The organism is Streptomyces sp. NPDC002206, assembly GCF_053593595.1.
On sequence record NZ_JBSFCW010000006.1, the window covers coordinates 176,327 to 199,460 of the forward strand.

Annotated in this window: 18 protein-coding genes; 13 read left to right on the top strand and 5 right to left on the bottom strand. The window is 69.4% G+C overall.

What is annotated here, in order from left to right; translation table 11 throughout:
- Positions 1–2: 2 nt before the first annotated feature.
- Positions 3–569, bottom strand: coding sequence for a methylated-DNA--[protein]-cysteine S-methyltransferase (locus ACWCP8_RS14760; protein WP_352264496.1), 567 nt, complete (start codon positions 567–569; stop codon positions 3–5).
- Between the two features lie 57 nt (positions 570–626).
- The gene (locus tag ACWCP8_RS14765) at positions 627–1,586 is read right to left on the bottom strand and encodes a glycerophosphodiester phosphodiesterase (protein ID WP_451116226.1); all 960 of its coding nucleotides are present in this window, start codon (positions 1,584–1,586) and stop codon (positions 627–629) included.
- Between the two features lie 215 nt (positions 1,587–1,801).
- Between ACWCP8_RS14765 and ACWCP8_RS14770 the strand changes: the two genes are divergently transcribed.
- The 5 genes from ACWCP8_RS14770 (at position 1,802) to ACWCP8_RS14790 (ending at position 8,959) form a co-directional block, all read left to right on the top strand.
- Positions 1,802–2,692, top strand: coding sequence for an MHYT domain-containing protein (locus ACWCP8_RS14770; RefSeq protein ID WP_352264500.1), 891 nt, complete (start codon positions 1,802–1,804; stop codon positions 2,690–2,692).
- 40 nt (positions 2,693–2,732) lie between these two features.
- Positions 2,733–4,853, top strand: a complete 2,121-nt coding sequence (gene uvrB, locus ACWCP8_RS14775; RefSeq protein ID WP_352264502.1) for an excinuclease ABC subunit UvrB — start codon at positions 2,733–2,735, stop codon at positions 4,851–4,853.
- 132 nt (positions 4,854–4,985) lie between these two features.
- The gene (locus ACWCP8_RS14780; protein ID WP_030919738.1) at positions 4,986–5,564 is read left to right on the top strand and encodes a TerD family protein; all 579 of its coding nucleotides are present in this window, start codon (positions 4,986–4,988) and stop codon (positions 5,562–5,564) included.
- A gap of 162 nt (positions 5,565–5,726) precedes the next feature.
- Positions 5,727–7,703 carry a TerD family protein gene (locus tag ACWCP8_RS14785; protein ID WP_451116229.1) on the top strand — a complete coding sequence of 659 codons (1,977 nt, stop codon included), beginning with the start codon at positions 5,727–5,729 and terminating at the stop codon, positions 7,701–7,703.
- A gap of 254 nt (positions 7,704–7,957) precedes the next feature.
- Positions 7,958–8,959: a TerC family protein gene (locus ACWCP8_RS14790; RefSeq protein ID WP_352264506.1), complete on the top strand. Its 1,002-nt coding sequence runs from the start codon at positions 7,958–7,960 to the stop codon at positions 8,957–8,959.
- Between the two features lie 50 nt (positions 8,960–9,009).
- Here ACWCP8_RS14790 and ACWCP8_RS14795 read toward each other — a convergent pair whose 3' ends face one another.
- Positions 9,010–9,666 carry an MBL fold metallo-hydrolase gene (locus ACWCP8_RS14795; protein ID WP_352264508.1) on the bottom strand — a complete coding sequence of 219 codons (657 nt, stop codon included), beginning with the start codon at positions 9,664–9,666 and terminating at the stop codon, positions 9,010–9,012.
- Between the two features lie 10 nt (positions 9,667–9,676).
- On the bottom strand, positions 9,677–10,366 hold the full coding sequence (locus ACWCP8_RS14800; protein ID WP_352264510.1) for a maleylpyruvate isomerase family mycothiol-dependent enzyme: 690 nt from the start codon (positions 10,364–10,366) through the stop codon (positions 9,677–9,679).
- Positions 10,367–10,541: 175 nt separating this feature from the next.
- Here ACWCP8_RS14800 and uvrA point away from each other — a divergent pair, with 175 nt between their 5' ends.
- Both uvrA and ACWCP8_RS14810 read left to right on the top strand, forming a co-directional pair.
- Complete coding sequence (uvrA, locus tag ACWCP8_RS14805) at positions 10,542–13,565, top strand: excinuclease ABC subunit UvrA (RefSeq protein WP_451116232.1); 3,024 nt, start codon at positions 10,542–10,544, stop codon at positions 13,563–13,565.
- 239 nt (positions 13,566–13,804) lie between these two features.
- Positions 13,805–14,230, top strand: a complete 426-nt coding sequence (locus tag ACWCP8_RS14810; protein WP_352264514.1) for a Rieske (2Fe-2S) protein — start codon at positions 13,805–13,807, stop codon at positions 14,228–14,230.
- 45 nt (positions 14,231–14,275) lie between these two features.
- On the opposite strand, the gene ACWCP8_RS14815 is transcribed toward ACWCP8_RS14810, so the two are convergent.
- Positions 14,276–15,202 carry a hypothetical protein gene (locus tag ACWCP8_RS14815; RefSeq protein ID WP_451116234.1) on the bottom strand — a complete coding sequence of 309 codons (927 nt, stop codon included), beginning with the start codon at positions 15,200–15,202 and terminating at the stop codon, positions 14,276–14,278.
- 295 nt (positions 15,203–15,497) lie between these two features.
- Between ACWCP8_RS14815 and uvrC the strand changes: the two genes are divergently transcribed.
- From uvrC to ACWCP8_RS14845, 6 genes are all read left to right on the top strand, one after another.
- Complete coding sequence (gene uvrC, locus ACWCP8_RS14820; protein ID WP_451116236.1) at positions 15,498–17,534, top strand: excinuclease ABC subunit UvrC; 2,037 nt, start codon at positions 15,498–15,500, stop codon at positions 17,532–17,534.
- Positions 17,531–18,529 (top strand): RNase adapter RapZ, encoded by a 999-nt coding sequence (rapZ, locus tag ACWCP8_RS14825; RefSeq protein ID WP_352264520.1) that lies wholly within the window; start codon positions 17,531–17,533, stop codon positions 18,527–18,529. Before uvrC ends, rapZ begins: the two co-directional genes overlap by 4 nt.
- Positions 18,526–19,560, top strand: coding sequence for a gluconeogenesis factor YvcK family protein (locus ACWCP8_RS14830; RefSeq protein WP_267005761.1), 1,035 nt, complete (start codon positions 18,526–18,528; stop codon positions 19,558–19,560). The genes rapZ and ACWCP8_RS14830 overlap by 4 nt, the downstream gene beginning before the upstream one ends.
- Positions 19,551–20,540, top strand: a complete 990-nt coding sequence (gene whiA / locus ACWCP8_RS14835; RefSeq protein ID WP_030919772.1) for a DNA-binding protein WhiA — start codon at positions 19,551–19,553, stop codon at positions 20,538–20,540. Before ACWCP8_RS14830 ends, whiA begins: the two co-directional genes overlap by 10 nt.
- A gap of 261 nt (positions 20,541–20,801) precedes the next feature.
- Positions 20,802–21,809, top strand: coding sequence for a type I glyceraldehyde-3-phosphate dehydrogenase (gene gap, locus ACWCP8_RS14840; RefSeq protein WP_352264522.1), 1,008 nt, complete (start codon positions 20,802–20,804; stop codon positions 21,807–21,809).
- Positions 21,810–21,917: 108 nt separating this feature from the next.
- Positions 21,918–23,129: a phosphoglycerate kinase gene (locus ACWCP8_RS14845; protein ID WP_451116239.1), complete on the top strand. Its 1,212-nt coding sequence runs from the start codon at positions 21,918–21,920 to the stop codon at positions 23,127–23,129.
- Positions 23,130–23,134: the final 5 nt, after the last annotated feature.

A 23,134-nucleotide genomic window follows, 5' to 3' on the forward strand; every position in this document is an offset into this window, starting at 1 on the left:
CCTCAGAACAGCGGCTGCGGCAGGACCCCCTCCAGCGCCAGCAGCTGCCGCTTGGTCTCCAAACCGCCGCCGAACCCGCCGAGCCCGCCGTCGCTCTCCACCACCCGGTGGCACGGAACCACCACCGGCAGCGGGTTGGACCCCATGGCCGCCCCGACCGCCTGGGCGGCTCCCGGCTGCCCCACACGCCTGGCGAGATCCCCGTACCCGACGACCGTTCCGTACGGCACACCGGCCGCGAGCTCTCGGAGCACCTGACGGTTGAAGCCGGACGTCAGCGACCAGTCCAGCGTGAGGGAGAACTCCCGCAAGGAACCCGTGAAGTACTCCGCGAGCTGGCGTATCGGCTCGGTGAGGCGGGCGGAGCCGGGCGCCTCCACCGGCTCCGCACCGAGCCGGGCCTGCAGCTGCCCGACCGCCCTGTCCCGCACCGCGGGGCCGGCGTGGAAGACGACACCCACCAGCCCCGCGGCCGTCGCGGCGAGCAGCAGCGGCCCGATGTCGCTGCCGACGACGGCCCACTCGACAGTCCCACCGGTGCTACCGCCTGCATCCCCGTTGCTGTTCATGGAAACCACCGTACGGCCGGCCACTGACAGTGGGGGAGGAGAAGCTCCGGCAGGCTGTCAGTCGGTGGCCCTGCGCACCACGTCAGGGGTGTTGGTGATGATCCCGTCGACGTGGAACCTGTCCACCTTCACGGCGGTGGCCGCATCGTTGACCGTCCATGTGTTGACCCGGAGCTTCCTGCCGTGCGCGCCCTTCAGTGCGTGCACGGCCGCCACATAGCGGGTGCTGATCGACGTGTACGACGGGTTGATCTGGTCGGTGAACGCCGCGTACGCCTTCAGATCGGCAACCGCGGGGGTGCCGAGGAAACCGGTGGTGACGTCGGGACGCTGCTGGTGCACCTTCTTGATGCTGCCCGCGCTGAAGCTCTGGATCACCAGCCGGTACCTGACGTGACCGGGGTCCAGCCACCCCTTCTGGCGCAGCACCCGCAGCGTCTCCTTCTCGATGCCCGGGTAGGTCTGCGGGCTCTTGATCTCCAGCAGCAGGTTCTGGTCGTTGCGCTCGATCCGGTCCAGGTACTGCTTGAGCGTGGGGATCCGGGTCCCGGCGTACCGGGCGCCGAACCAGCTGCCCGCGTCCAGCCGGGCGATCTCCGCGGCCGTGAAGTCCTTGACCGCCCACGGTGCGCGCTTCGGGAAGACCTTCTCGACGTTGGTGGTCCGCTTCAGGTCGGTGTCGTGGATGACGACCAGCACGCCGTCCTTGGTGAGCTGGACGTCGTTCTCCACCCAGTCGAAGCCGAGGTGGTTGGCCCGGTCGACGGCGGCCAGGGTGTTCTCCGGCGCGTACGCCGATGCGCCCCGGTGGGCGAGGACGACCGGGGCGCCGGGTGCCGGAATGGCCCGCGTGTTCACAACGGTCCGGATGACTTTCTCCGTGCTCGTACCCATGCGCGTACCCGCACCCGTGACCGTGCCGGAGTCCGTGGCCTGCGAGTGGGGGATCAGCAGCAGCGCGCCGGCGCCCAGCAGGGCGACGGCGGCGAGGGAGGCGGTAGCGGTGCGTGCGTACACGTGTACTCCTTGCGTCAGAGTTCCGTCCGGGCCGAGAGTGACAGCCGCCCCCGAACGACGGACCGGCGAAGGATGGCCACCACATGAACGGAGGAGCCGAGGCCGGGTCTCTGGCCGATTGAGCTGCCGATAAAATGCAGTCCTTCTGTTTGTTTGCCGGGCATCGCGCCTTAGGGTCACCCCGAACCCGGGCTTCACTCGAAGGGCGTACGAGCATGCAGGGCACAACGGACGGCTTCAGCTATGGGATGGTGACGCCCGCTGCGGCCTTCCTCATGGCGTGCCTCGGCGCGGCCCTGGGGTTGCGCTGCACGACGCGGTCGCTGCGGACCGAGCGTTCCTTCAAAGCCGGCTGGCTGGCTCTCGGGGCGACGTCCATAGGCTCCGGCATCTGGACGATGCACTTCATCGCGATGATGGGATTCAGCGTCGAACAGGTGCCGATCGAGTACGACATCCCGATCACCTTCGCCAGCCTGGCCGTCGCGATCGTCATGGTCGGCATCGGCATCTTCATCGTCGGGTACCAGGGCGCGACCCGGATGGCCATGGTCACCGGCGGCACCATCACCGGTCTCGGCGTGGCCACCATGCACTACCTCGGCATGGCAGGAATGCGCCTCCGGGGGCAGTTCGAGTACGACACGCTCACCGTCGCGCTCTCCGTCGTCATCGCCGTCGTCGCCGCGACGGTCGCACTCTGGGCGGCCGTCTCCATCCGCGGCTTCCTGCCCAGCCTCGGTGCCAGCGTGGTGATGGGCGTGGCGGTGAGCGGAATGCACTACACGGCCATGGCCGCGCTCAGTGTCCATCTGCACCCGGACGTCACCGGCAACGCGGCCGAAAGCCCGCCGACCGCACCCCTGATCCCGCTCCTGATCGGCCCCGGCTGCTTCCTCCTGCTCGCCGCGGTGGTCGTGATGTTCGACCCCTTGATGGTGATGGGCGACCCGGGCTGGGCCGACCCGGCGGGACACGGCACCCACGGCACCGGCCGGGCCCCCGGCATCCCCGTCCAGCGGCAGGTCCCGCGGTTCGGCACCTACGCCGACCCGGCGTCCTTCCAGTCGCAGCGTCAGCACACCCCGCCGTCGCGGGACCGGTGACCGGACCCCGGTTGTCAGTGGGGGGCCGTACGGTGGTTCCATGCGGCCCGTTTCGAAGATCGAACGTTCGGTGGCGCCTTTCGAGGTCGTCAGTTCCTACCAGCCCAGCGGCGACCAGCCCGCGGCCATTGCCGAGCTGGAACAGCGCATCCGGGCAGGTGAGAAGGATGTCGTGCTGCTCGGCGCGACCGGCACCGGGAAATCGGCGACCACCGCCTGGATGATCGAGAAGCTCCAGCGCCCCACCCTGGTGATGGCGCCGAACAAGACCCTCGCGGCCCAGCTGGCGAACGAGTTCCGCGAACTGCTCCCGAACAACGCCGTCGAGTACTTCGTCTCGTACTACGACTACTACCAGCCCGAGGCGTACATTCCGCAGTCGGACACGTACATCGAGAAGGATTCGTCGATCAACGACGAGGTCGAGCGGCTGCGCCACTCCGCGACGAATTCGCTGCTCACCCGCCGTGACGTGGTCGTGGTCGCCTCGGTCTCCTGCATCTACGGCCTCGGTACGCCACAGGAGTACGTGGACCGCATGGTCCCGCTCAAGGTGGGCGACGAGATCGACCGGGACCAGCTGCTGCGCCGCTTCGTGGAGATCCAGTACACCCGCAACGACATCGCGTTCACCCGGGGCACCTTCCGGGTGCGCGGCGACACCATCGAGATCTTCCCGGTCTATGAGGAGCTCGCGGTCCGCATCGAGATGTTCGGCGACGAGATCGAGGCGCTCTCCACCCTCCATCCGCTCACGGGCGAGGTCATCAGCGAGGACAACGAGCTCTATGTCTTCCCCGCCAGCCACTACGTGGCGGGACCCGAGCGCATGGAGAAGGCGGTCAACGGCATCGAGCAGGAGCTGGAGCACCGCCTCGCCGAGCTGGAGAAGCAGGGCAAGCTGCTGGAGGCCCAGCGGCTGCGGATGCGCACCACGTACGACATCGAGATGATGCGCCAGATCGGCACCTGCTCCGGTATCGAGAACTACTCGATGCACATGGACGGTCGCGAGCCCGGCACCGCCCCCAACACCCTCCTCGACTACTTCCCCGAGGACTTCCTGCTCGTCATCGACGAGTCGCATGTCACCGTGCCGCAGATCGGCGCCATGTACGAGGGCGACGCCTCCCGCAAGCGCAGCCTCGTCGACCACGGCTTCCGGCTGCCGTCCGCCCTCGACAACCGCCCCCTGAGGTGGGAGGAGTTCGTGGAGCGGATCGGCCAGACCGTCTATCTCTCCGCCACCCCGGGCAAGTACGAGCTGTCCCGCGGCGACGGGTTCGTGGAGCAGATCATCCGCCCCACCGGCCTGGTCGACCCGGAGGTCGTCGTCAAGCCCACCGAGGGCCAGATCGACGACCTGGTGCACGAGATCCGCAAGCGCACCGAGAGGGACGAGCGGGTCCTGGTCACCACCCTCACCAAGAAGATGTCCGAGGACCTCACGGACTACTTCCTGGAGCTGGGCATCCAGGTCCGATATCTGCACAGTGACGTCGACACGCTGCGCCGCATCGAGCTGCTGCGTGAACTGCGCTCCGGTGAGTACGACGTGCTGGTCGGGATCAACCTCCTGCGCGAGGGACTCGACCTGCCCGAGGTGTCCCTGGTGGCCATCCTCGACGCCGACAAGCAGGGCTTCCTGCGCTCCGGGACGTCTCTCATCCAGACCATCGGCCGCGCGGCCCGCAATGTGTCCGGCCAGGTCCATATGTACGCCGACAAGATCACCCCGGCGATGGAGAAGGCCATCGACGAGACCAACCGCCGCCGGGAGAAGCAGATCGCGTACAACACCGAGCGCGGCCTCGACCCGCAGCCGCTGCGCAAGAAGATCAACGACATCGTCGCGACGATCGCCCGCGAGGAGATCGACACCGAGGAGCTGCTCGGCACCGGCTACCGCCAGACGAAGGGCGACAAGGCCCCGGTCCCCGCGCTCGGCGGCAAGGCGGGCAAGGCGGCCGGAGCCAAGAAGGCCGGCGCGGTGGTCACCGACCGGCCCGCGACCGAGCTCGCCGGGATCATCGAGGAGATGACCGACCGGATGCGGGCAGCCGCCGCGGACCTGCAGTTCGAGGTGGCCGCCCGACTGCGCGACGAGGTCGGCGAGTTGAAGAAGGAGCTGCGCCAGATGCGCGAGGCGGGCCTGGCCTGACCTGCCGTACCGGCCTGTGTTGCAGGACCGACACAAAAACGGTCCAGAGCTGCTGCGCCTTCGGCGTGACTGCGTAGGGTGCTGGGAAACCGCGCACGGATGGTTGCGGGGCAAGGGGAGAGGGGACAGCGCGTGACGGTCAACATGACCAAGGGTCAGGCCATCAGCCTGCAGAAGAGCGACGGGGGGACCCTGACCGCGGTACGGATGGGACTCGGCTGGCAGGCGGCGCCGCGTCGCGGTCTGTTCGGTTCGCGCACGCGGGAGATCGACCTGGATGCGTCGGCGGTGCTGTTCGCCGACAAGCAGCCGGTCGACGTGGTCTTCTTCCGCCACCTCGTCAGCGACGACGGGTCGGTCAAGCACACCGGCGACAACCTGGTCGGCGGTGCCGGTTCGGGCGGCGACGACGAGGCGATCCTCGTCGACCTGCAGCGGGTGCCGGTCCACATCGACCAGATCGTCTTCACGGTGAACTCCTTCACCGGCCAGACGTTCCAGGAGGTGCAGAACGCCTTCTGCCGCATCGTCGACGAGACCAACGGTCAGGAGCTCGCCCGCTACACGCTCGACGGCGGCGGTCAGTACACCGCCCAGATCATGGCCAAGGTGCACCGGGTCGGCGCCGGGTGGCAGATGACGGCCCTCGGTAACCCGGCCAACGGCCGTACGTTCCAGGACCTGATGCCGGCGATCCTGCCGCACCTGTAGGCACGGCCGGACCGATCGGGTCCGTATCGGTACGCGCAGCTCCCGGAGGCATCGGCCGCCGGGAGCTGCACCGCATGCACCGCACCGCATGCACCGCACCACACTGCACGGCGGATCGTGGCAGCGGACCGCGCATCATCAACTCGTCGAGGGGACAGGGCAATGACGGCCGAGCTGGTCCGGGGGCAGAACCACACCTTGCCCCAGACCCGTCTGGAGATCCGGGTATCGGCCGGTACACCTGTCGTGGCCGGTGCCACGCTCGGCGACGAGCGGGGCACCGTGCACGGCATCGAGTGGATCGCCCACCCGGGCTCGCCCCAGCTGCCCGGACTCGAAGTGTCCAAGCAGGCCGCCGCCGACCACCGACTGGCCGTGGACCTCGACGCCATGCCCGCCGCGGTGCATCGCGTCACCGTGCTGCTGGCCCTGCCCATGGAGGCCGGCGGCCCGGTCAGATTCGGCGCGGTCGCCGCACCCTTCGTCGCCGTCACCGGCCTCGAAGGCACCGAGATCGCGACCTTCACCCTCACCGGCCTGGATGCCGAGTCCGCGGTCGCCGCCCTGGAGCTCTACCGTCGGCAGGGCGACTGGAAGGTCCGCGCGGTCGGCCAGGGCTATGCGGGCGGTCTGGCCGCGATGCTCGCCGACCAGGGGGTGACCGCAGCGGTGGAGCTGGCCCGGTCGATCCACGAGGCGGTCGCCCGGGGCATGGCTCGCTCGGTGGCGCCGCCCCCGCCCCGCACCCCGGAGGGGGACCGGGTCCGCCACACGGCGGCGATCGGCGATCCGGCTCCGCCCGCCACCCCGCCGGCCGGTCCCACGCCTTCCCGGCCCACAGCCGCCACGGGCCCCGCCACGGACTCCACCGCGGGCACACCCACGGCGGGGCCGAGCGGGGGTCCCGCCACGGGGCCCATCAACTACGCGCACCCACGCCGCCAGGCGACTGCGCCCCCGCCGCCCCCGCCCAGCGCACCGCCCGCCGAACCTGGCCGGCCCGCACAGCCCGTCGCCGGGGACGCGACCGGCTGGTCCATGGAGGAGCGCCTCTACAACCAGGTCTGGGGCATGTTCGAGGACCTGGCCCGCACCACCGCCGCGTACCGCAGCGCTGTCGACTTCGCCGAGTCCCGCATGGACCAGGAGCTCGACCGGGCCCTGTCCGATCCGCGCAACAGGGTCGGCGGGGCGGGCGACCGGGCCCGCGAGGAGGCCCGCACCAAGCGTGACCAGCTGACCGAACGGGCCCGTGAGGCGCTCGACCGCGATCTCGCGCAGCTCGCCGCCGAGTCCGCCGTCGTCGAGCCCGCGCTCCCCGCCGCGTTCGCAGGCTGGGACAACCCGGTGTGGCATGCCTACCGCGTCCCCGTGGAGATCCCCATGGCTCTGCGGATCGGCGACCTCCATCTCCCCGAGAACCCCGACCTGCGCATCCCCCTGCTCGTACGGCTGCCGCTCGAGCGCGGCATCTGGATCGACAGCGGGCGCACGGCATCCGAAGCCGCGGCTCTGACCGATACGGACCGGCTCCGCCGCCTCGCCATGGACAACGCGGTCGCGCACGCCGCCCGGCTGCTGGCCGTCTACCCCGCAGGCGAGTTCTCCGTCCACGTCATCGACCCCGCGGGCTCGGCGGCGGCAGCGCTCGCGCCTCTGGTGAACTCCGGGGTGCTCGCCGGTCCGCCCGCCGCTGGTGCCGGGGGAGTGGCATCGGTCCTCGCCCATCTCACCCGACGGGTCGATCTGGTGCAGATGGCGATCCGGGCCGGCGCCGCCGACTCGCTCCCGCCGGACCTGGACACAGCCGAGCAACTACTGATCGTCAACGACTTCCCGCACGGCTTCGACGACCGGGCCGTCACCCAGTTGCGCTATCTGGCGGACGAGGGGCCCTCGGTCGGCGTCCATCTGCTGATGGTCGCGGACCGGGAGGACGCGAGTGCCTACGGGCCGGTGCTCGATCCGCTGTGGCGGTCCCTGCTGCGGATCACCCCGGTCGCCGACGAGCACCTGGCCGATCCCTGGGTCGGCCATGCCTGGACGTACGAGCCGTTGCGGACGCCACCCGGCAGCCAAGTGCTGGAGCAGGTCCTGGCCCAGGTGGCCGCTGCCCGGCGGACCGGCCGAAGACCATAAGGCAATGCCCCCTCAGGTAACCCCCTGACCTGGCCTTTTGAGCGATCTTTACCCTGCGCTTTACCTTTTCTTGGCATTCCCTGTACTGTTCCTTGGGCGGAGGGGAGTACTCCCATACGCGACGTGCCCGTCAGTACGGACTGTGACCGGTCCCGGGGCGTCGGCCCGTGGTGCGCATCCCGTGCACCCGGGTGGAAGAGACCTCCGGCAGCGACGACGCTGATCAGTAGCCGTAGCGAACTGCCGGAGGCGCAGTGGACGTTTCAGGAACCCTCTGGGTGCTGACCATTCTTGGTCTGTCAGCCCTTATTGCCATCGACTTCTTCATCGGGCGCAAGCCCCATGACGTGACGACGAAGGAAGCCGGAATCTGGACGATCGTCTGGATCGCGCTGGCTGCCCTCTTCGGGCTCGGCCTGCTGGTCTTCGGCGAGAGTCAGGCGTCGGGCGAGTTCTTCGCCGGCTTCATCACCGAGAAGTCGCTCAGCGTCGACAACCTTTTCGTGTTCGTCCTGATCATGGCGAAGTTCTCGGTGCCTTCCCACCTCCAGCAGCGCGTGCTGCTCGTCGGTGTGCTGATCGCCCTGGTGCTGCGAGCGATCTTCATCGCCGCGGGCGCCGCGGTCATCGCCAACTTCTCGTGGGTCTTCTACATCTTCGGCGCGTTCCTGATCTACACCGCCTGGAAGCTCATCCAGGAGGCACGGGCCGACGAGGAGGAGGACGAGTTCGAGGAGAACCGTCTTCTCAAGTCGATCGAGCGCCGCTTCGGTGTCGCCGACAGGTACCACGGCACCAAGCTCTTCATCAGGAGCAACGGCAAGCGAGTCCTGACCCCGCTGATGGTCGTCATGCTCGCCATCGGCACCACCGATGTGCTGTTCGCGCTGGACTCGATCCCCGCGATCTTCGGCCTGACCCAGGACCCGTACATCGTCTTCACCGCCAACGCCTTCGCGCTGATGGGGCTGCGGCAGCTGTACTTCCTGATCGGCGGTCTGCTGAAGAAGCTGGTGCACCTCAGCTACGGGCTCTCGGTCATCCTCGGCTTCATCGGCGTCAAGCTGGTGCTGCACGCGCTGCACGAGTCCGGGGTGCATGTCCCCGAGATCTCGATCCCTGTCTCGCTCGGCTTCATCTGCGCGGTGCTGGTGATCACCACGATCACCAGCCTCATCGCCAACAAGAAGCAGGAGGCGGCCGAGGCTGCGGAGGCCGACCGGGTGGCGGAGAAGAGTTCCAGCATCGACGCCTGATCCGGGCGGGGGAGCAACGGGGGCGGGCGGCAGAGCCGCCCGCCCTTCCCTCACCAGCCGCGTGCGCGCCACTCGGGCAACTGCGGCCTCTCGTCACCGAGCGTGGTGTCGTGGCCGTGGCCCGGATAGACCCAGGTCTCGTCGGGCAGCTGGCCGAAGAGCTTGGTCTCCACATCGTGGAGCAGGCTCGCGAACGCCGCGGGGTCCTTGTGTGTATTGCCGATCCCGCCAGGGAAGAGGCAGTCCCCGGTGAACAGGTGCGGAGCACCGTGCGGATCGTCGTAGACCAGCGCGATGGAGCCCGGGGTGTGGCCGACCAGATGGCGGGCGGTCAGGGTGACCTGCCCCACCCGGATCGTGCCGTTGTCGTCGACGAGGACATCGGTCGGGACCGGGATGCCCTCGGCGTCGTACCGCCCGGCGTAGGTACGTGCACCGGTGGCCGCCACCACCTCTGCCAGCGCCTGCCAGTGGTCGCCGTGCTGATGGGTGGTGACGACGGACGCGATGGAGTCGTCACCGATCAGTCGCAGCAGGGTTTCGGCCTCGTTGGCCGCGTCGATGAGGAGCTGCTCGCCGGTGGCCCGGCAGCGCAGCAGATAGGCGTTGTTGTTCATCGGGCCGACGGCGACCTTGGAGATCATCAGATCCGTCAACTCGTGTACATCCGCACGTCCGCCGACCTTGACCGCTCCGCTGTACGTCATACGCCTCAGCCTATAGCGGGGGCAGTGCGGGGAGGCGGCCACCGTCCACGGTGAGTGCGGACCCGTCTCGGCGCCCGGAGAGCCAGCCCAGCAGCTCCGGCGCGGTGCCACGGACCACGACAGGGCCGCCCTCCGCGCCGCCGCCCGTGGTCCAGAACCTGCCGTCGTCGGCGGCCACACCCGTGGACACGACCTCCGGGTGCCGGCCGAACCGCTCCACCAGGAAGTCGATCTCGCGGACCACGAACTCGTCCGGCAGGTCCTCCAGCTCGTAGCCGATGCCCAGGTCGACATGGTGCAGCTCGACCTCGATCCAGCGGCGGAAGGGGACGCGGGACGCCGAATCCGTCACGCCGTTGCGCATCGTGATCGTGCGCGACCAGTCGGCCGGCTCGGCGGCCGCGGCCAGGAAGCGGGCCGCGCTCTCGCGCACATCGGCCAGCTGTTCGGCGAGCGGCCGGGGTGCGTCGCGCTCGATGTCACGATCGCGGGTTTCGCTGTCTGCGTACATCGGGCGGCTCTGGAGAACATTTACGAGCGCGTCGGCGTTACGAGAGAGGTGCGCAAGAACATGGCCCCGGCTCCAGCCGGGCAGCCGGGACGGCTCGGCGACTGTGATGTTGTCCAATTTGCCCGTTGCGCTGAGGAGTCGATCGGTCGCTTCACGTACGGCTTCCAGGTCGTGCGCATGATCAATCATGTGGCCGAGCCTAGCGCCGCCACTCATTCGGGTGAAGGAGCTATCGGCCGTCCGTAAATCGAATGCGCGTGCTATACGCTCGGACTCGAAAGCTTCGTACATCGCTGTGGCGCCCCCCATACCCTGGGACGGGGGCTCAGTTCCCCCACTTCTCTCTAGAAAGGTGCGGACAGGCGTGGTCGACCGTCTCATCGTCCGTGGCGCTCGCGAGCACAACCTCAAGAACGTCTCGCTCGACCTCCCCCGCGACTCCCTCATCGTCTTCACCGGGCTCTCCGGGTCGGGCAAGTCATCGCTGGCGTTCGACACGATCTTCGCCGAGGGCCAGCGGCGATACGTGGAGTCGCTCTCCTCGTACGCCAGGCAGTTCCTCGGCCAGATGGACAAGCCGGACGTCGATTTCATCGAGGGCCTGTCGCCCGCCGTCTCCATCGACCAGAAGTCGACCTCGCGCAACCCGCGCTCGACGGTCGGCACGATCACCGAGGTCTACGACTACCTCCGGCTGCTCTTCGCCCGGATCGGCAAGCCGCACTGTCCCGAGTGCGGCCGGCCGATCTCCCGCCAGTCGCCGCAGGCCATCGTCGACAAGGTGCTCGCCCTGCCCGAGGGCAGCCGCTTCCAGGTGCTGTCGCCGCTGGTGCGTGAGCGCAAGGGCGAGTTCGTCGACCTCTTCTCCGATCTGCAGACCAAGGGCTACAGCAGGGCCAGGGTCGACGGTGAGACCATCCACCTCGCCGAGCCGCCCAAGCTCAAGAAGCAGGAGAAGCACACCATCGAGGTGGTCATCGACCGCCTCACGGTGAAGGACAGCGCCAAGCGCCGGCTGACCGACTCGGTCGAGACCGCGCTCGGTCTCTCCGGCGGCATGGTCGTGCTCGACTTCGTCGACCTCCCCGGGGACGACCCCGAGCGTGAGCGGATGTACTCCGAGCACCTCTACTGCCCGTACGACGACCTCTCCTTCGAGGAGCTGGAGCCGCGCTCCTTCTCCTTCAACTCGCCCTTCGGCGCCTGCCCCGACTGCACGGGTATCGGTACGCGGATGGAGGTCGACCCGGAGCTGATCGTCCCCGACGAGGAGAAGTCCCTCGACGAAGGCGCGATCCACCCCTGGTCGCACGGCCACACCAAGGAGTACTTCGGGCGGCTGATCGGCGCCCTCGCCGACGCTCTCGGATTCCGTACGGACATCCCGTGGGCCGGACTGCCGCAGCGCGCAAAGAAGGCCCTGCTGCACGGCCACAAGATCCAGACCGAGGTCCGCTACCGCAACCGCTACGGGCGCGAACGCGCGTACACCACCCCGGCCTTCGAGGGCGCGGTGCAGTTCGTCAAGCGGCGGCACTCCGAGGCCGAGAGCGACTCCAGCCGGGAGCGCTTCGAGGGCTATATGCGCGAGGTGCCCTGCCCGACCTGTGAGGGCACGAGGCTGAAGCCGATCGTCCTCGCGGTGACGGTGATGGAGAAGTCCATCGCCCAGGTCTCCGCGATGTCGATCAGCGAGTGCGCCGAATTCCTCGGCCGGTTGAAGCTGAACGCCCGCGACAAGAAGATCGCCGAGCGGGTGCTGAAGGAGGTCAACGAGCGGCTGAGGTTCCTGGTCGACGTCGGCCTCGACTACCTCTCGCTCAACCGCGCGGCAGGCACCCTGTCCGGCGGCGAGGCGCAGCGCATCCGGCTCGCCACCCAGATCGGCTCCGGCCTGGTCGGCGTGCTGTACGTGCTGGACGAGCCGTCCATCGGACTGCACCAGCGCGACAACCACCGGCTGATCGAGACCCTGGTCCGCCTCCGTGACATGGGCAACACGCTCATCGTCGTCGAGCACGACGAGGACACCATCAAGGTCGCCGACTGGGTCGTCGACATCGGCCCCGGCGCCGGTGAGCACGGCGGCAGGGTGGTCCACTCCGGATCGCTCAAGGAGCTGCTGGCCAACGACGAGTCGATCACCGGTCACTATCTGGTCGGCAAGAAGTCCATCCCGATGCCCGACATCCGGCGCCCGGCCGACCCGACCCGCCGGCTCACGGTGCGCGGAGCCCGGGAGAACAACCTCCAGGACATCGACGTCTCGTTCCCGCTCGGCGTACTCACGGCGGTCACCGGTGTCTCGGGCTCGGGTAAGTCGACGCTGGTCAATGACATCCTCTACACCCACCTGGCGCGCGAGCTGAACGGCGCCAAGTCCGTCCCCGGCCGGCACACCCGGGTCGACGGTGACGACCTGGTCGACAAGGTGGTGCACGTCGACCAGTCGCCGATCGGCCGGACACCCCGGTCCAACCCGGCGACGTACACCGGCGTCTTCGACCACGTCCGCAGGCTGTTCGCCGAGACGATGGAGGCGAAGGTGCGCGGTTATCTGCCGGGCCGCTTCTCCTTCAACGTCAAGGGCGGCCGCTGCGAGAACTGCTCCGGCGACGGCACGATCAAGATCGAGATGAACTTCCTGCCGGACGTGTACGTCCCGTGCGAGGTCTGCCACGGGGCGCGGTACAACCGGGAGACCCTGGAGGTCCACTACAAGGGCAAGTCCATCGCCGAGGTGCTGGACATGCCGATCGAGGAGGGCCTGGAGTTCTTCGAGGCCGTCCCGACGATCGCCCGCCACCTCCGTACGCTCCACGAGGTGGGCCTCGGATACGTCAGGCTCGGCCAGTCCGCGCCGACGCTCTCCGGCGGTGAGGCACAGCGCGTGAAGCTCGCGAGCGAGCTGCAGAAGCGCTCCACCGGCCGCACGGTCTACGTCCTGGACGAGCCGACCACCGGACTGCACTTCGAGGACATCAGCAAGCTCATCAAGGTGCTGTCCGGACTGGTCGACAAGGGCAACTCGGTGATCGTCATCGAACACAACCTCGATGTCATCAAGACCGCGGACTGGGTCATCGACATGGGCCCCGAGGGTGGCAACGGCGGTGGCCTGGTCATCGCCGAAGGCACGCCGGAGCAGGTCGCCATGGTCCCGGCGAGCCACACCGGCAAGTTCCTGCAGGGCGTCCTGGACCCGGTCCGGGTGAGCGAGGCGGCAGTGCCGGCGGCGCGCAAGCCGGTACGGAAGGCGGCGGCGAAGACGGTGGCCGCCAAGTCGTCCCCGGTGAGGAAGACGGCGACGGCAAAGACGGCTTCGGCCACGGCGGCTGCGGCGAAGAAGCCCGTAGCGAAGAAGGCGACCCGCACGCGCAAGGCCTGACCCGCACGGCGTCCAGAGGGCGGTTCCCGGACGGGAGCCGCCCTCTCGCGCGTACCGCTGTGACCAGGCGCGATCGTCCAGGACCGGCCCGGCCGCAAGGCCGTCCTTCTCCGCCGGTATCGTCGCTTCCGTCACCGATGCCCGTGGTGCCCCTGGTATCCCCCGAGTCTCCTGGTACCCCGGTACCCGGCGCTTCCCTGACGCGCCTCGCCCTGCCCCTCACACCCCGTGGAGTTCGCATGTCCGGCCAGCCCGCCCGCCGTACCGTGCTGAAGGGTGCCGCTCTCGCCGGTGTCGCCGGGCTGGGAGTGGCCGCCTGTTCGACCGAGTCGAAGCTCGGGCACGCCGAGACGCCCACCCCCACCGCCCCCGTCGAGCTCGGCGCCGCGGACGAGGTGCCGGTCGGCGGATCCAAGCTCTACCGCGAGCAGCGGGTCGTCGTCAGCTGCCCGGCCAAGGGTCAGTACAAGGCGTTCAGCGCCCAGTGCACCCACGCGGGCTGTCTGCTGGACAAGGTCGAGAAGAACGAGGGGAACTGCCCCTGCCACGGCAGCCGCTTCGACACGACGACCGGCGAGGCGGTGCACGGCCCGGCGACCGTGCCGCTGCCCTCCGTCCCGGTCAGGCTCGAGGGCGGAAGGCTGATAGCCGGTCCTGACGCCTGACGCCTGACGCCTGACGACGCCCAGGTGCCTGGGCGCCAGCGGTCGTCACTCCCAGTCCCAGTCGATGCCGATCAGGCCGGGCCGCACCCCCTGCTCCACCAGGTGCACGGTCCGGTGCCGACCGGTGAATGTGAGGTCCGTACGGCCGCCGCGCGGAGCCCCCACCGAAGCCTGGGCGAACCGCCAGCACCGTACCGGCAGCGCGTCCTCGTCGAAGTGCACCTGCAGCACGTACTGTCCGCCGCCGAAGCTGAAGCCGCGCACGTACTCGCCGCACGGGCCGCCCGTACCGTCGTCGAACCCATAGCCGAAGAGGTACGTCTCACCCGCCCGCAGCCGGGTGTCGAAGAGCAGCTCGGCGACGAGCACCCCCGCCTCCCGGTCCCAGCGGACCCGGCCCGTCCGGCAGTTCTCCCGGGCCGCCACCACGACCCGCGCGGGGTCGCTGCCCGGATCGCCGCGGTACACGGCGAGATAGCGGTCGATCCCGTCGCGGTGCGCGCGCACGACGTGCTGCGAGTCCCGGCGCCACAGCTCCCGGCCGGATCCGATCCGTACCCGCTCCTGATGCCCCACTGTGTGCAGTCCGCCGTCGGCCGGTGACTCCAGCGCGCCGAGCAGCCGCTCCACCGCGCCGGACGCCTCCATCAAGGAGCGGTACGAACGGGCGGCCGGTCGCTCGGCGCCCGCGCGGGCGTCCTCGGCGCCGAGCAGCCGGAGCAGCGAGTTCCCCGGCAGTTCCAGCACCTCCTCCAGCGCCTTCACCGCCCGCAGGGACTCGGCGCGTTGCGGGCGCCGGGCCCCCTGCTGCCAGTAACTCAGGCTGGTCACCCCGACCTTGACCCCGCGGTGTGCGAGATGGTGCTGCACCCGCTGGAGCGGCAGCCCGCGCACCGAGAAAGCGGTACGCAGCGCCAGATGGAACGGGCCGGTGTGCAGCACCTGCGCCAGTTCGGCCTCGGTGCGCTGCATGACGTGCCTCCAGTGAACGTTCACGGCACGGGGCGGGGAGACCGCGCCGGTGGGAGCGGGACGGCAGGTGGCCGGGGGCGGAACCGTTCACGCATGCCGCCACACCGTTCACACCGCGCTGTTCCCCCGCATTGAAGCGTGTTGACCCGTTCCCGACAACGGTTGATGCTCCTTGAACGGTGACGGCGCCCGCCGGCCCCGTGCTCCGGGGCGCGCTCCCCCACCCCGCACCCCGGAGCACGGCATCACCCCGGAGGACACCGCACTGTCACCGCCCGCAAGTAGGGTGGGCACCATGGCAGACCCCTCCAGCTACCGCCCCAAGCCGGGACAGATCCCCGACTCCCCGGGGGTCTACAAATTCCGCGACGAGCACCGCCGGGTGATCTACGTCGGGAAGGCGAAGAGCCTGCGCCAGCGCCTGGCCAACTACTTCCAGGACCTGGCCAATCTCCACCCGCGCACCCGCACGATGGTCACCACGGCCGCCTCCGTCGAGTGGACCGTCGTCGCCACCGAGGTCGAGGCGCTGCAGCTGGAGTACTCCTGGATCAAGGAATTCGACCCCCGGTTCAACGTCAAGTACCGCGACGACAAGAGCTATCCGTATCTCGCGGTCACGCTGAACGAGGAGTTCCCGCGCGTCCAGGTCATGCGCGGCGCCAAGAAGAAGGGTGTGCGCTACTTCGGTCCGTACGGGCACGCCTGGGCGATCCGCGAGACCGTCGACCTGATGCTCCGGGTCTTTCCCGTCCGCACGTGCTCCGCCGGTGTCTTCAAGAACGCCACGCGGACCGGCCGCCCCTGCCTCCTCGGCTACATCGGCAAGTGCTCGGCGCCCTGCGTCGGCCGGGTCACCCCCGAGGAGCACCGCGAATTGGCGGACGGCTTCTGTGATTTCATGGCCGGCCGCACGGGCACGTACATCCGCCGGCTGGAGAAGGACATGATGGCGGCGGCCGAGGAGATGGAGTACGAGCGGGCGGCCCGGCTCCGCGACGACGTGGAGGCCCTCAAGCGGGCCATGGAGAAGAGCGCCGTCGTCCTCGCCGACGCCACCGATGCCGACCTGATCGCGGTCGCCGAGGACGAGCTCGAGGCCGCCGTGCAGATATTCCACGTCCGCGGCGGCCGGGTACGCGGCCAGCGCGGCTGGGTCACCGACAAGGTCGAGGCGGTCGACACCTCGGGCCTCGTCGAGCACGCCCTGCAGCAGCTGTACGGGGAGGAGACAGGCGACTCCGTCCCCAAGGAGGTCCTCGTTCCGGCCCTTCCGGAGGACCCCGAAGCGGTCTCCCAGTGGCTCGCCGACCGCCGGGGCTCCCAGGTCAGCCTGCGCATCCCGCAGCGCGGCGACAAGAAGGACCTGATGGTGACGGTCCAGCGCAACGCCCAGCAGGCCCTGGGGCTGCACAAGACCAAGCGCGCCTCCGATCTGACGACCCGCTCCCGCGCCCTGGAGGAGATCGCCGAGGCGCTCGGCCTCGATACGGCTCCGCTGCGCATCGAATGCTTCGACATCTCCCATCTCCAGGGCGATGACGTGGTCGCGTCCATGGTCGTCTTCGAGGACGGCCTGGCCCGCAAGAGCGAGTACCGCCGCTTCCAGATCAAGGGCTTCGAGGGGCAGGACGACGTCCGCTCGATGCACGAGGTGATCGGCCGCCGCTTCAGGCGTTACCTCCAGGAGAAGGAGCGGACGGGGGAGTGGGAGGAGGGCCCGGCACCCTCAGGAGCCGTACCGGACCCGGAGACCGCCGCCGGGGACGGCGACCCCTTCGACAACGAGCCCCGCGAGGACGACGGCCGTCCCAAGCGGTTCGCCTACCCGCCGCAGCTCGTCGTGGTCGACGGCGGCCAGCCGCAGGTCGCCGCGGCCAAGCGGGCCCTCGACGAGCTGGGGATCGACGACATCGCCGTCTGCGGCCTCGCCAAGCGCCTCGAAGAGGTATGGCTGCCCGATGACGACGACCCCGTGGTCCTGCCCCGCTCCAGCGAGGGCCTCTACCTCCTGCAGCGCGTCCGCGACGAGGCCCACCGCTTCGCCATCACTTATCAGCGGGCCAAGCGGGCCAAGCGCATCCGCTCCAGCCCCCTGGACGCCGTCGCAGGCCTCGGCGAGACCCGGAAACAGGCGTTGATCAAGCATTTCGGCTCCGTGAAGAAGCTGAAGCAGGCGACAATCGACGAGATCTGCGAGGTTCCGGGGATAGGCCGCAGGACGGCGGAATCAGTGGCTGTCGCCCTAGCCTCGACCACCCCGGCCGCACCCGCCGTGAATACGGCGACAGGAGAGATCATTGAAGAGGACGACGGGGGCAGCACGACATGACTGAGCACGAACACGAACACGAGCAGGAGCGCGGGCACGACGGCACAGACCGCGTGCACGACAGCGCGGACCGAGCAGACGGAGCAGGACACGTGAGTACGGGCACCACGACCGAGACGGGCGATGCCACCGCGGCCATCCCCGAGCTGGTGATCATCTCCGGCATGTCGGGAGCCGGACGATCCACCGCCGCTAAGTGTCTGGAGGACCTCGGCTGGTTCGTCGTCGACAACCTGCCGCCCGCCCTGATCCCCACCATGGTGGAGCTCGGCGCCCGGTCCCAGGGCAATGTGGCCCGGATCGCCGTCGTCGTCGACGTGCGCGGCCGCCGTTTCTTCGACAACCTGCGGGAGTCCCTCGCCGACCTCGCGGCCAGGCACGTCACCCAGCGGATCGTCTTCCTGGAGTCCTCCGACGACGCGCTGGTCCGCCGCTTCGAATCGGTCCGCCGCCCGCACCCCCTCCAGGGCGACGGCCGCATCGTCGACGGCATCGCCGCCGAGCGCGACCTGCTGCGCGAGCTGCGCGGCGACGCCGACCTGGTGATCGACACCTCCAGCCTCAATGTGCACGAGCTGCGCGCCAAGATGGACGCACAGTTCGCCGGTGACGAGGAGCCGGAGCTGCGCGCCACGGTGATGTCGTTCGGCTTCAAGTACGGCCTGCCGGTCGACGCGGACCTGGTGGCCGACTGCCGCTTCCTGCCCAACCCGCACTGGGTCCCCGAGCTGCGACCGTTCACCGGACTCAACGAGGAGGTCTCGGCGTACGTCTTCAACCAGCCGGGTGCCAAGGAGTTCCTCAACCAGTACACCGAGCTGCTCCAGCTGGTTGCCGCGGGCTACCGCCGTGAGGGCAAGCGCTATGTGACGATCGCCGTCGGCTGCACGGGCGGCAAGCACCGCTCCGTCGCGATGTCCGAGAAGCTGGCCGCCCGGCTTGCCGCCGAAGGGATCGAGACCGTCCTCGTCCACCGGGACATGGGGCGCGAGTGACCAGCCGCAATCTGCGCCTGCGGCGGCTGCGCAGAGCCACCTCTGCGCTCTCCGCCCGCAAGCGTGGTGCCCAGCCCAAGGTCGTCGCGCTCGGCGGCGGCATGGGCCTGTCCGCGTCGCTCGCCGCGCTGCGCCGGATCACCGGTGATCTCACCGCCGTGGTCACCGTCGCCGATGACGGCGGCTCCAGCGGCCGGCTCCGTGAGGAGCTCGGCGTCCTGCCGCCCGGCGACCTCCGCAAGGCGCTCGCCGCGCTCTGCGGCGACGACGACTGGGGCCAGACCTGGGCACAGGTCATCCAGCACCGCTTCCAGTCCAAGGGCGATCTGCACGAGCACGCGGTCGGCAATCTGCTGATCGTCGCCCTCTGGGAGCAGCTCGGCGACCATGTCCAGGCCCTGGACCTGGTCGGCAAGCTCCTCGGCGCGCACGGCCGGGTGCTGCCCATGTCCGCCGTGCCGCTGGAACTCCAGGCGCTCGTACGGGGCCACGACCCGGCCCGCCCGGACGCCGTGGACACGGTGCGCGGCCAGGCGACGGTGGCGCTGACCCCCGGTGAGGTGCAGTCCGTGCACCTCGTCCCGAACGACCCGCCGGCCGTCCCGGAGGCGGTCGAGGCGGTCCTCGACGCGGACTGGGTGGTGCTCGGCCCGGGATCCTGGTTCTCTTCGGTGATCCCGCATCTGCTCGTACCGGAACTGCTCGACGCGCTCGTCACGACGAAGGCCCGTAAGGTCCTCTCGCTCAACCTGGCACCGCAGCCCGGCGAAACTGATGGCTTCTCTCCGCAGCGTCATTTGGAGGTTTTGGGACGACACGCCCCTAAACTCGCCCTGGACGTGGTGCTGGCCGACGAAGCCGCCGTGCCCGATCGCGAGTCCCTCGCCGATGCCGCCAAGCGGCTCGGCGCCGCGGTCGAGCTGGCGCCGGTGGCCTCACCCGACGGCGTTCCGATCCATGATCCGGAGCTGTTGGCCGCCGCGTACGACCGTATTTTTCGGATGCATGGAAGGATCGGCCCATGGCGATGACGCCAGCGGTGAAGGACGAAATCTCTCGGCTTCCCGTGACCCGGACCTGCTGCAGGAAGGCAGAGGTTTCGGCGATTCTTCGGTTCGCGGGCGGGCTGCACCTGGTGAGCGGCCGGATTGTGATCGAGGCGGAGCTGGACACCGCGATGGCGGCGCGTCGGCTGAAGCGGGACATTCTCGAAATTTTCGGGCACAGCTCGGAGCTGATCGTGATGGCCCCCGGCGGGCTGCGGCGCGGCTCCCGCTATGTCGTACGAGTGGTGGCGGGCGGCGACCAGCTGGCCCGCCAGACCGGGCTGGTGGACGGTCGCGGCCGGCCCATCCGCGGACTGCCTCCGCAGGTGGTCTCGGGGGCCACCTGCGATGCCGAGGCCGCCTGGCGCGGTGCCTTCCTGGCCCACGGCTCGCTCACCGAGCCGGGCCGCTCCTCCTCGCTGGAGGTGACCTGCCCGGGCCCGGAGGCGGCGCTCGCACTGGTCGGCGCGGCCCGCAGGCTCTCCATCGCGGCGAAGGCCCGCGAGGTGCGCGGCGTGGACCGGGTCGTCGTCCGCGACGGCGATGCGATCGGCGCCCTGCTCACCCGGCTCGGCGCCCATGAGTCGGTGCTGGCCTGGGAGGAGCGGCGGATGCGCCGCGAGGTCCGGGCCACCGCCAACCGGCTCGCCAACTTCGACGACGCCAACCTGCGCCGCTCGGCACGGGCCGCGGTGGCCGCAGGCGCCCGGGTGGGGCGCGCCCTGGAGATCCTGGGTGAAGAGGTGCCCGAGCACCTCGCGGCGGCCGGACGGCTGCGCATGGAGCACAAGCAGGCCTCCCTGGAGGAGCTGGGTGCGCTCGCCGACCCGCCGCTGACCAAGGACGCGGTCGCCGGCCGGATCCGCCGGCTGCTGGCCATGGCCGACAAGCGGGCCCAGGACCTCGGTATCCCGGGGACGGAGTCCACGCTCAGCGAGGAGCTCGCCGACGGCCTGGTGGGCTGAGGTGAAACGGCGTCGAATCCCGGCCGAAGGCGGAACGTGCTCCGCCCCCGCGGATGTTGACACTCCGTAATCGTCACCGCATGTGAGGCCGAGCAACCGGAGGCCCGTACTCCAACTGGGGAGTACGGGCCTTCGCGGCGCTTCCGGCCCCGCACGATGTCACTCCAGAGCCCACGGAGAGGTAGGGTCGGAGGCGGTCGGGGACATCCCATACAACTCGCCGGCGTCGAAACCCGGCGTACCTAACGAGGAGATCGGTTCGTGACGATCCGCGTAGGCATCAACGGCTTTGGCCGCATCGGTCGTAACTACTTCCGCGCGCTGCTGGAGCAGGGTGCGGACATCGAGATCGTGGCTGTCAACGACCTGGGTGACACTGCGACCACGGCCCACCTGCTGAAGTACGACACCATTCTGGGTCGTCTGAAGGCAGAGGTCAGCCACACCACCGACAGCATCACTGTCGACGGCCACACCATCAAGGTGCTCTCCGAGCGCAACCCGGCCGACATCCCCTGGGGTGAGCTGGGCGTCGACATCGTCATCGAGTCGACCGGCATCTTCACCAAGAAGGCCGACGCCGAGAAGCACATCGCGGGCGGCGCCAAGAAGGTCCTCATCTCGGCTCCGGCCAAGGACGAGGACATCACCATCGTGATGGGCGTCAACGAGGAGAAGTACGACGCGGCCAACCACCACGTCATCTCCAACGCCTCCTGCACCACCAACTGCGTCGCGCCGATGGCCAAGGTTCTGGACGAGAACTTCGGCATCGTCAAGGGCCTCATGACGACGGTCCACGCGTACACGAACGACCAGCGCATCCTGGACTTCCCGCACTCCGACCTGCGTCGCGCCCGCGCCGCGGCGGAGAACATCATCCCGACCACGACCGGTGCCGCCAAGGCCACCGCCCTGGTGCTCCCGCAGCTCAGGGGCAAGCTCGACGGCATCGCGATGCGCGTCCCGGTCCCGACCGGCTCCGTCACCGACCTGGTCATCACGCTGGAGCGCGAGGTCACCCGCGACGAGGTCAACGCCGCCTTCCAGAAGGCCGCCGAGGAGGGCCCGCTCAAGGGCAAGCTCGTCTACACCCAGGACCCGATCGTGTCCTCGGACATCGTCTCGGACCCGGCTTCCTGCACCTTCGACTCCCTGCTGACCATGGCAGAGGGCACGCAGGTCAAGGTCATCGGCTGGTACGACAACGAGTGGGGCTACTCCAACCGCCTCGTCGACCTGACCGTCTTCGTCGGCAGCCAGCTCTGACCGTCGAATCGGTAGGCACCTCGATGTGAGCAAGGGGCTCGGACAGCGCAACGCAGCGCCGTTCGAGCCCCGTTGCATGCTTCCTCGCTCTCCAAGGAGTCCAGCAAGATGAAGACGATCGACGAACTTCTCGCCGAAGGGGTCACCGGCAAGCGCGTATTCGTCCGCGCCGACCTCAACGTGCCGCTGAGCGGCACCACCATCACCGACGACGGCCGCATCCGCGCCGTCCAGCCGACCGTGGAGAAGCTGGCCGCGGCCGGTGCCCGGGTCATCGTCGCCTCGCACCTGGGCCGCCCCAAGGGCGCCCCGGACCCGGCCTTCTCCCTGGCCCCCGCCGCCGCCCGGCTCGGCGAGCTGATCGGCGCCGACGTGGCCTTCGCGGCCGACACGGTCGGCGAGTCCGCCCGTGCCACGGTCGCCGCGCTCACCGACGGCAAGGTCGCCGTCATCGAGAATCTCCGCTTCAACCCCGGCGAGACGTCGAAGGACGACGCCGAGCGCGGCGCGTTCGCCGATCAGCTCGCCGAGCTCGCCGATGTGTACGTGGGCGACGGGTTCGGAGCCGTCCACCGCAAGCACGCCTCGGTCTTCGACCTCCCGGCCCGGCTGCCGCACGCCGCGGGTGACCTGATCGCCACCGAGGTGGGCGTCCTGAAGAAGCTCACCGAGGACGTCGCGCGCCCGTACGCCGTCGTGCTCGGCGGCTCCAAGGTCTCCGACAAGCTCGGCGTCATCGACCACCTCCTGGAGCGGGCCGACCGCATCCTCATCGGCGGCGGCATGGCGTACACCTTCCTCAAGGCCCAGGGCCACGAGGTCGGCAGCTCCCTCCTGCAGGAGGACCAGATCCCGGCGGTGCTGGAATATCTGAAGCGGGCCGAGGAGAAGGGCGTGGAGTTCGTGCTCCCCGTCGACGTCGTGGTCTCCGAGCAGTTCCCCGACCTCAAGACCAAGGCCCCGAGCCGGCACACCACCGTGCCCGCGGATGCCATCCCGGCCGGTGTGATGGGTCTGGACAACGGACCCGAGACCAACAAGCTGTACGCCTCGAAGCTCGCCGACGCCGTCACCGTCTTCTGGAACGGCCCGATGGGCGTCTTCGAGCACCCCGATTACGCCGAGGGCACCCGGGCAGTCGCCCAGGCCCTCGTCGACTCCGAGGGCTTCAGTGTCGTCGGCGGTGGCGACTCCGCCGCGGCCGTCCGCATCCTGGGCTTCGACGAGAACGCATTCGGCCACATCTCGACCGGTGGCGGCGCCAGCCTCGAATACCTCGAGGGCAAGACGCTTCCCGGCCTCGCCGCACTGGAGGACTGACCTTT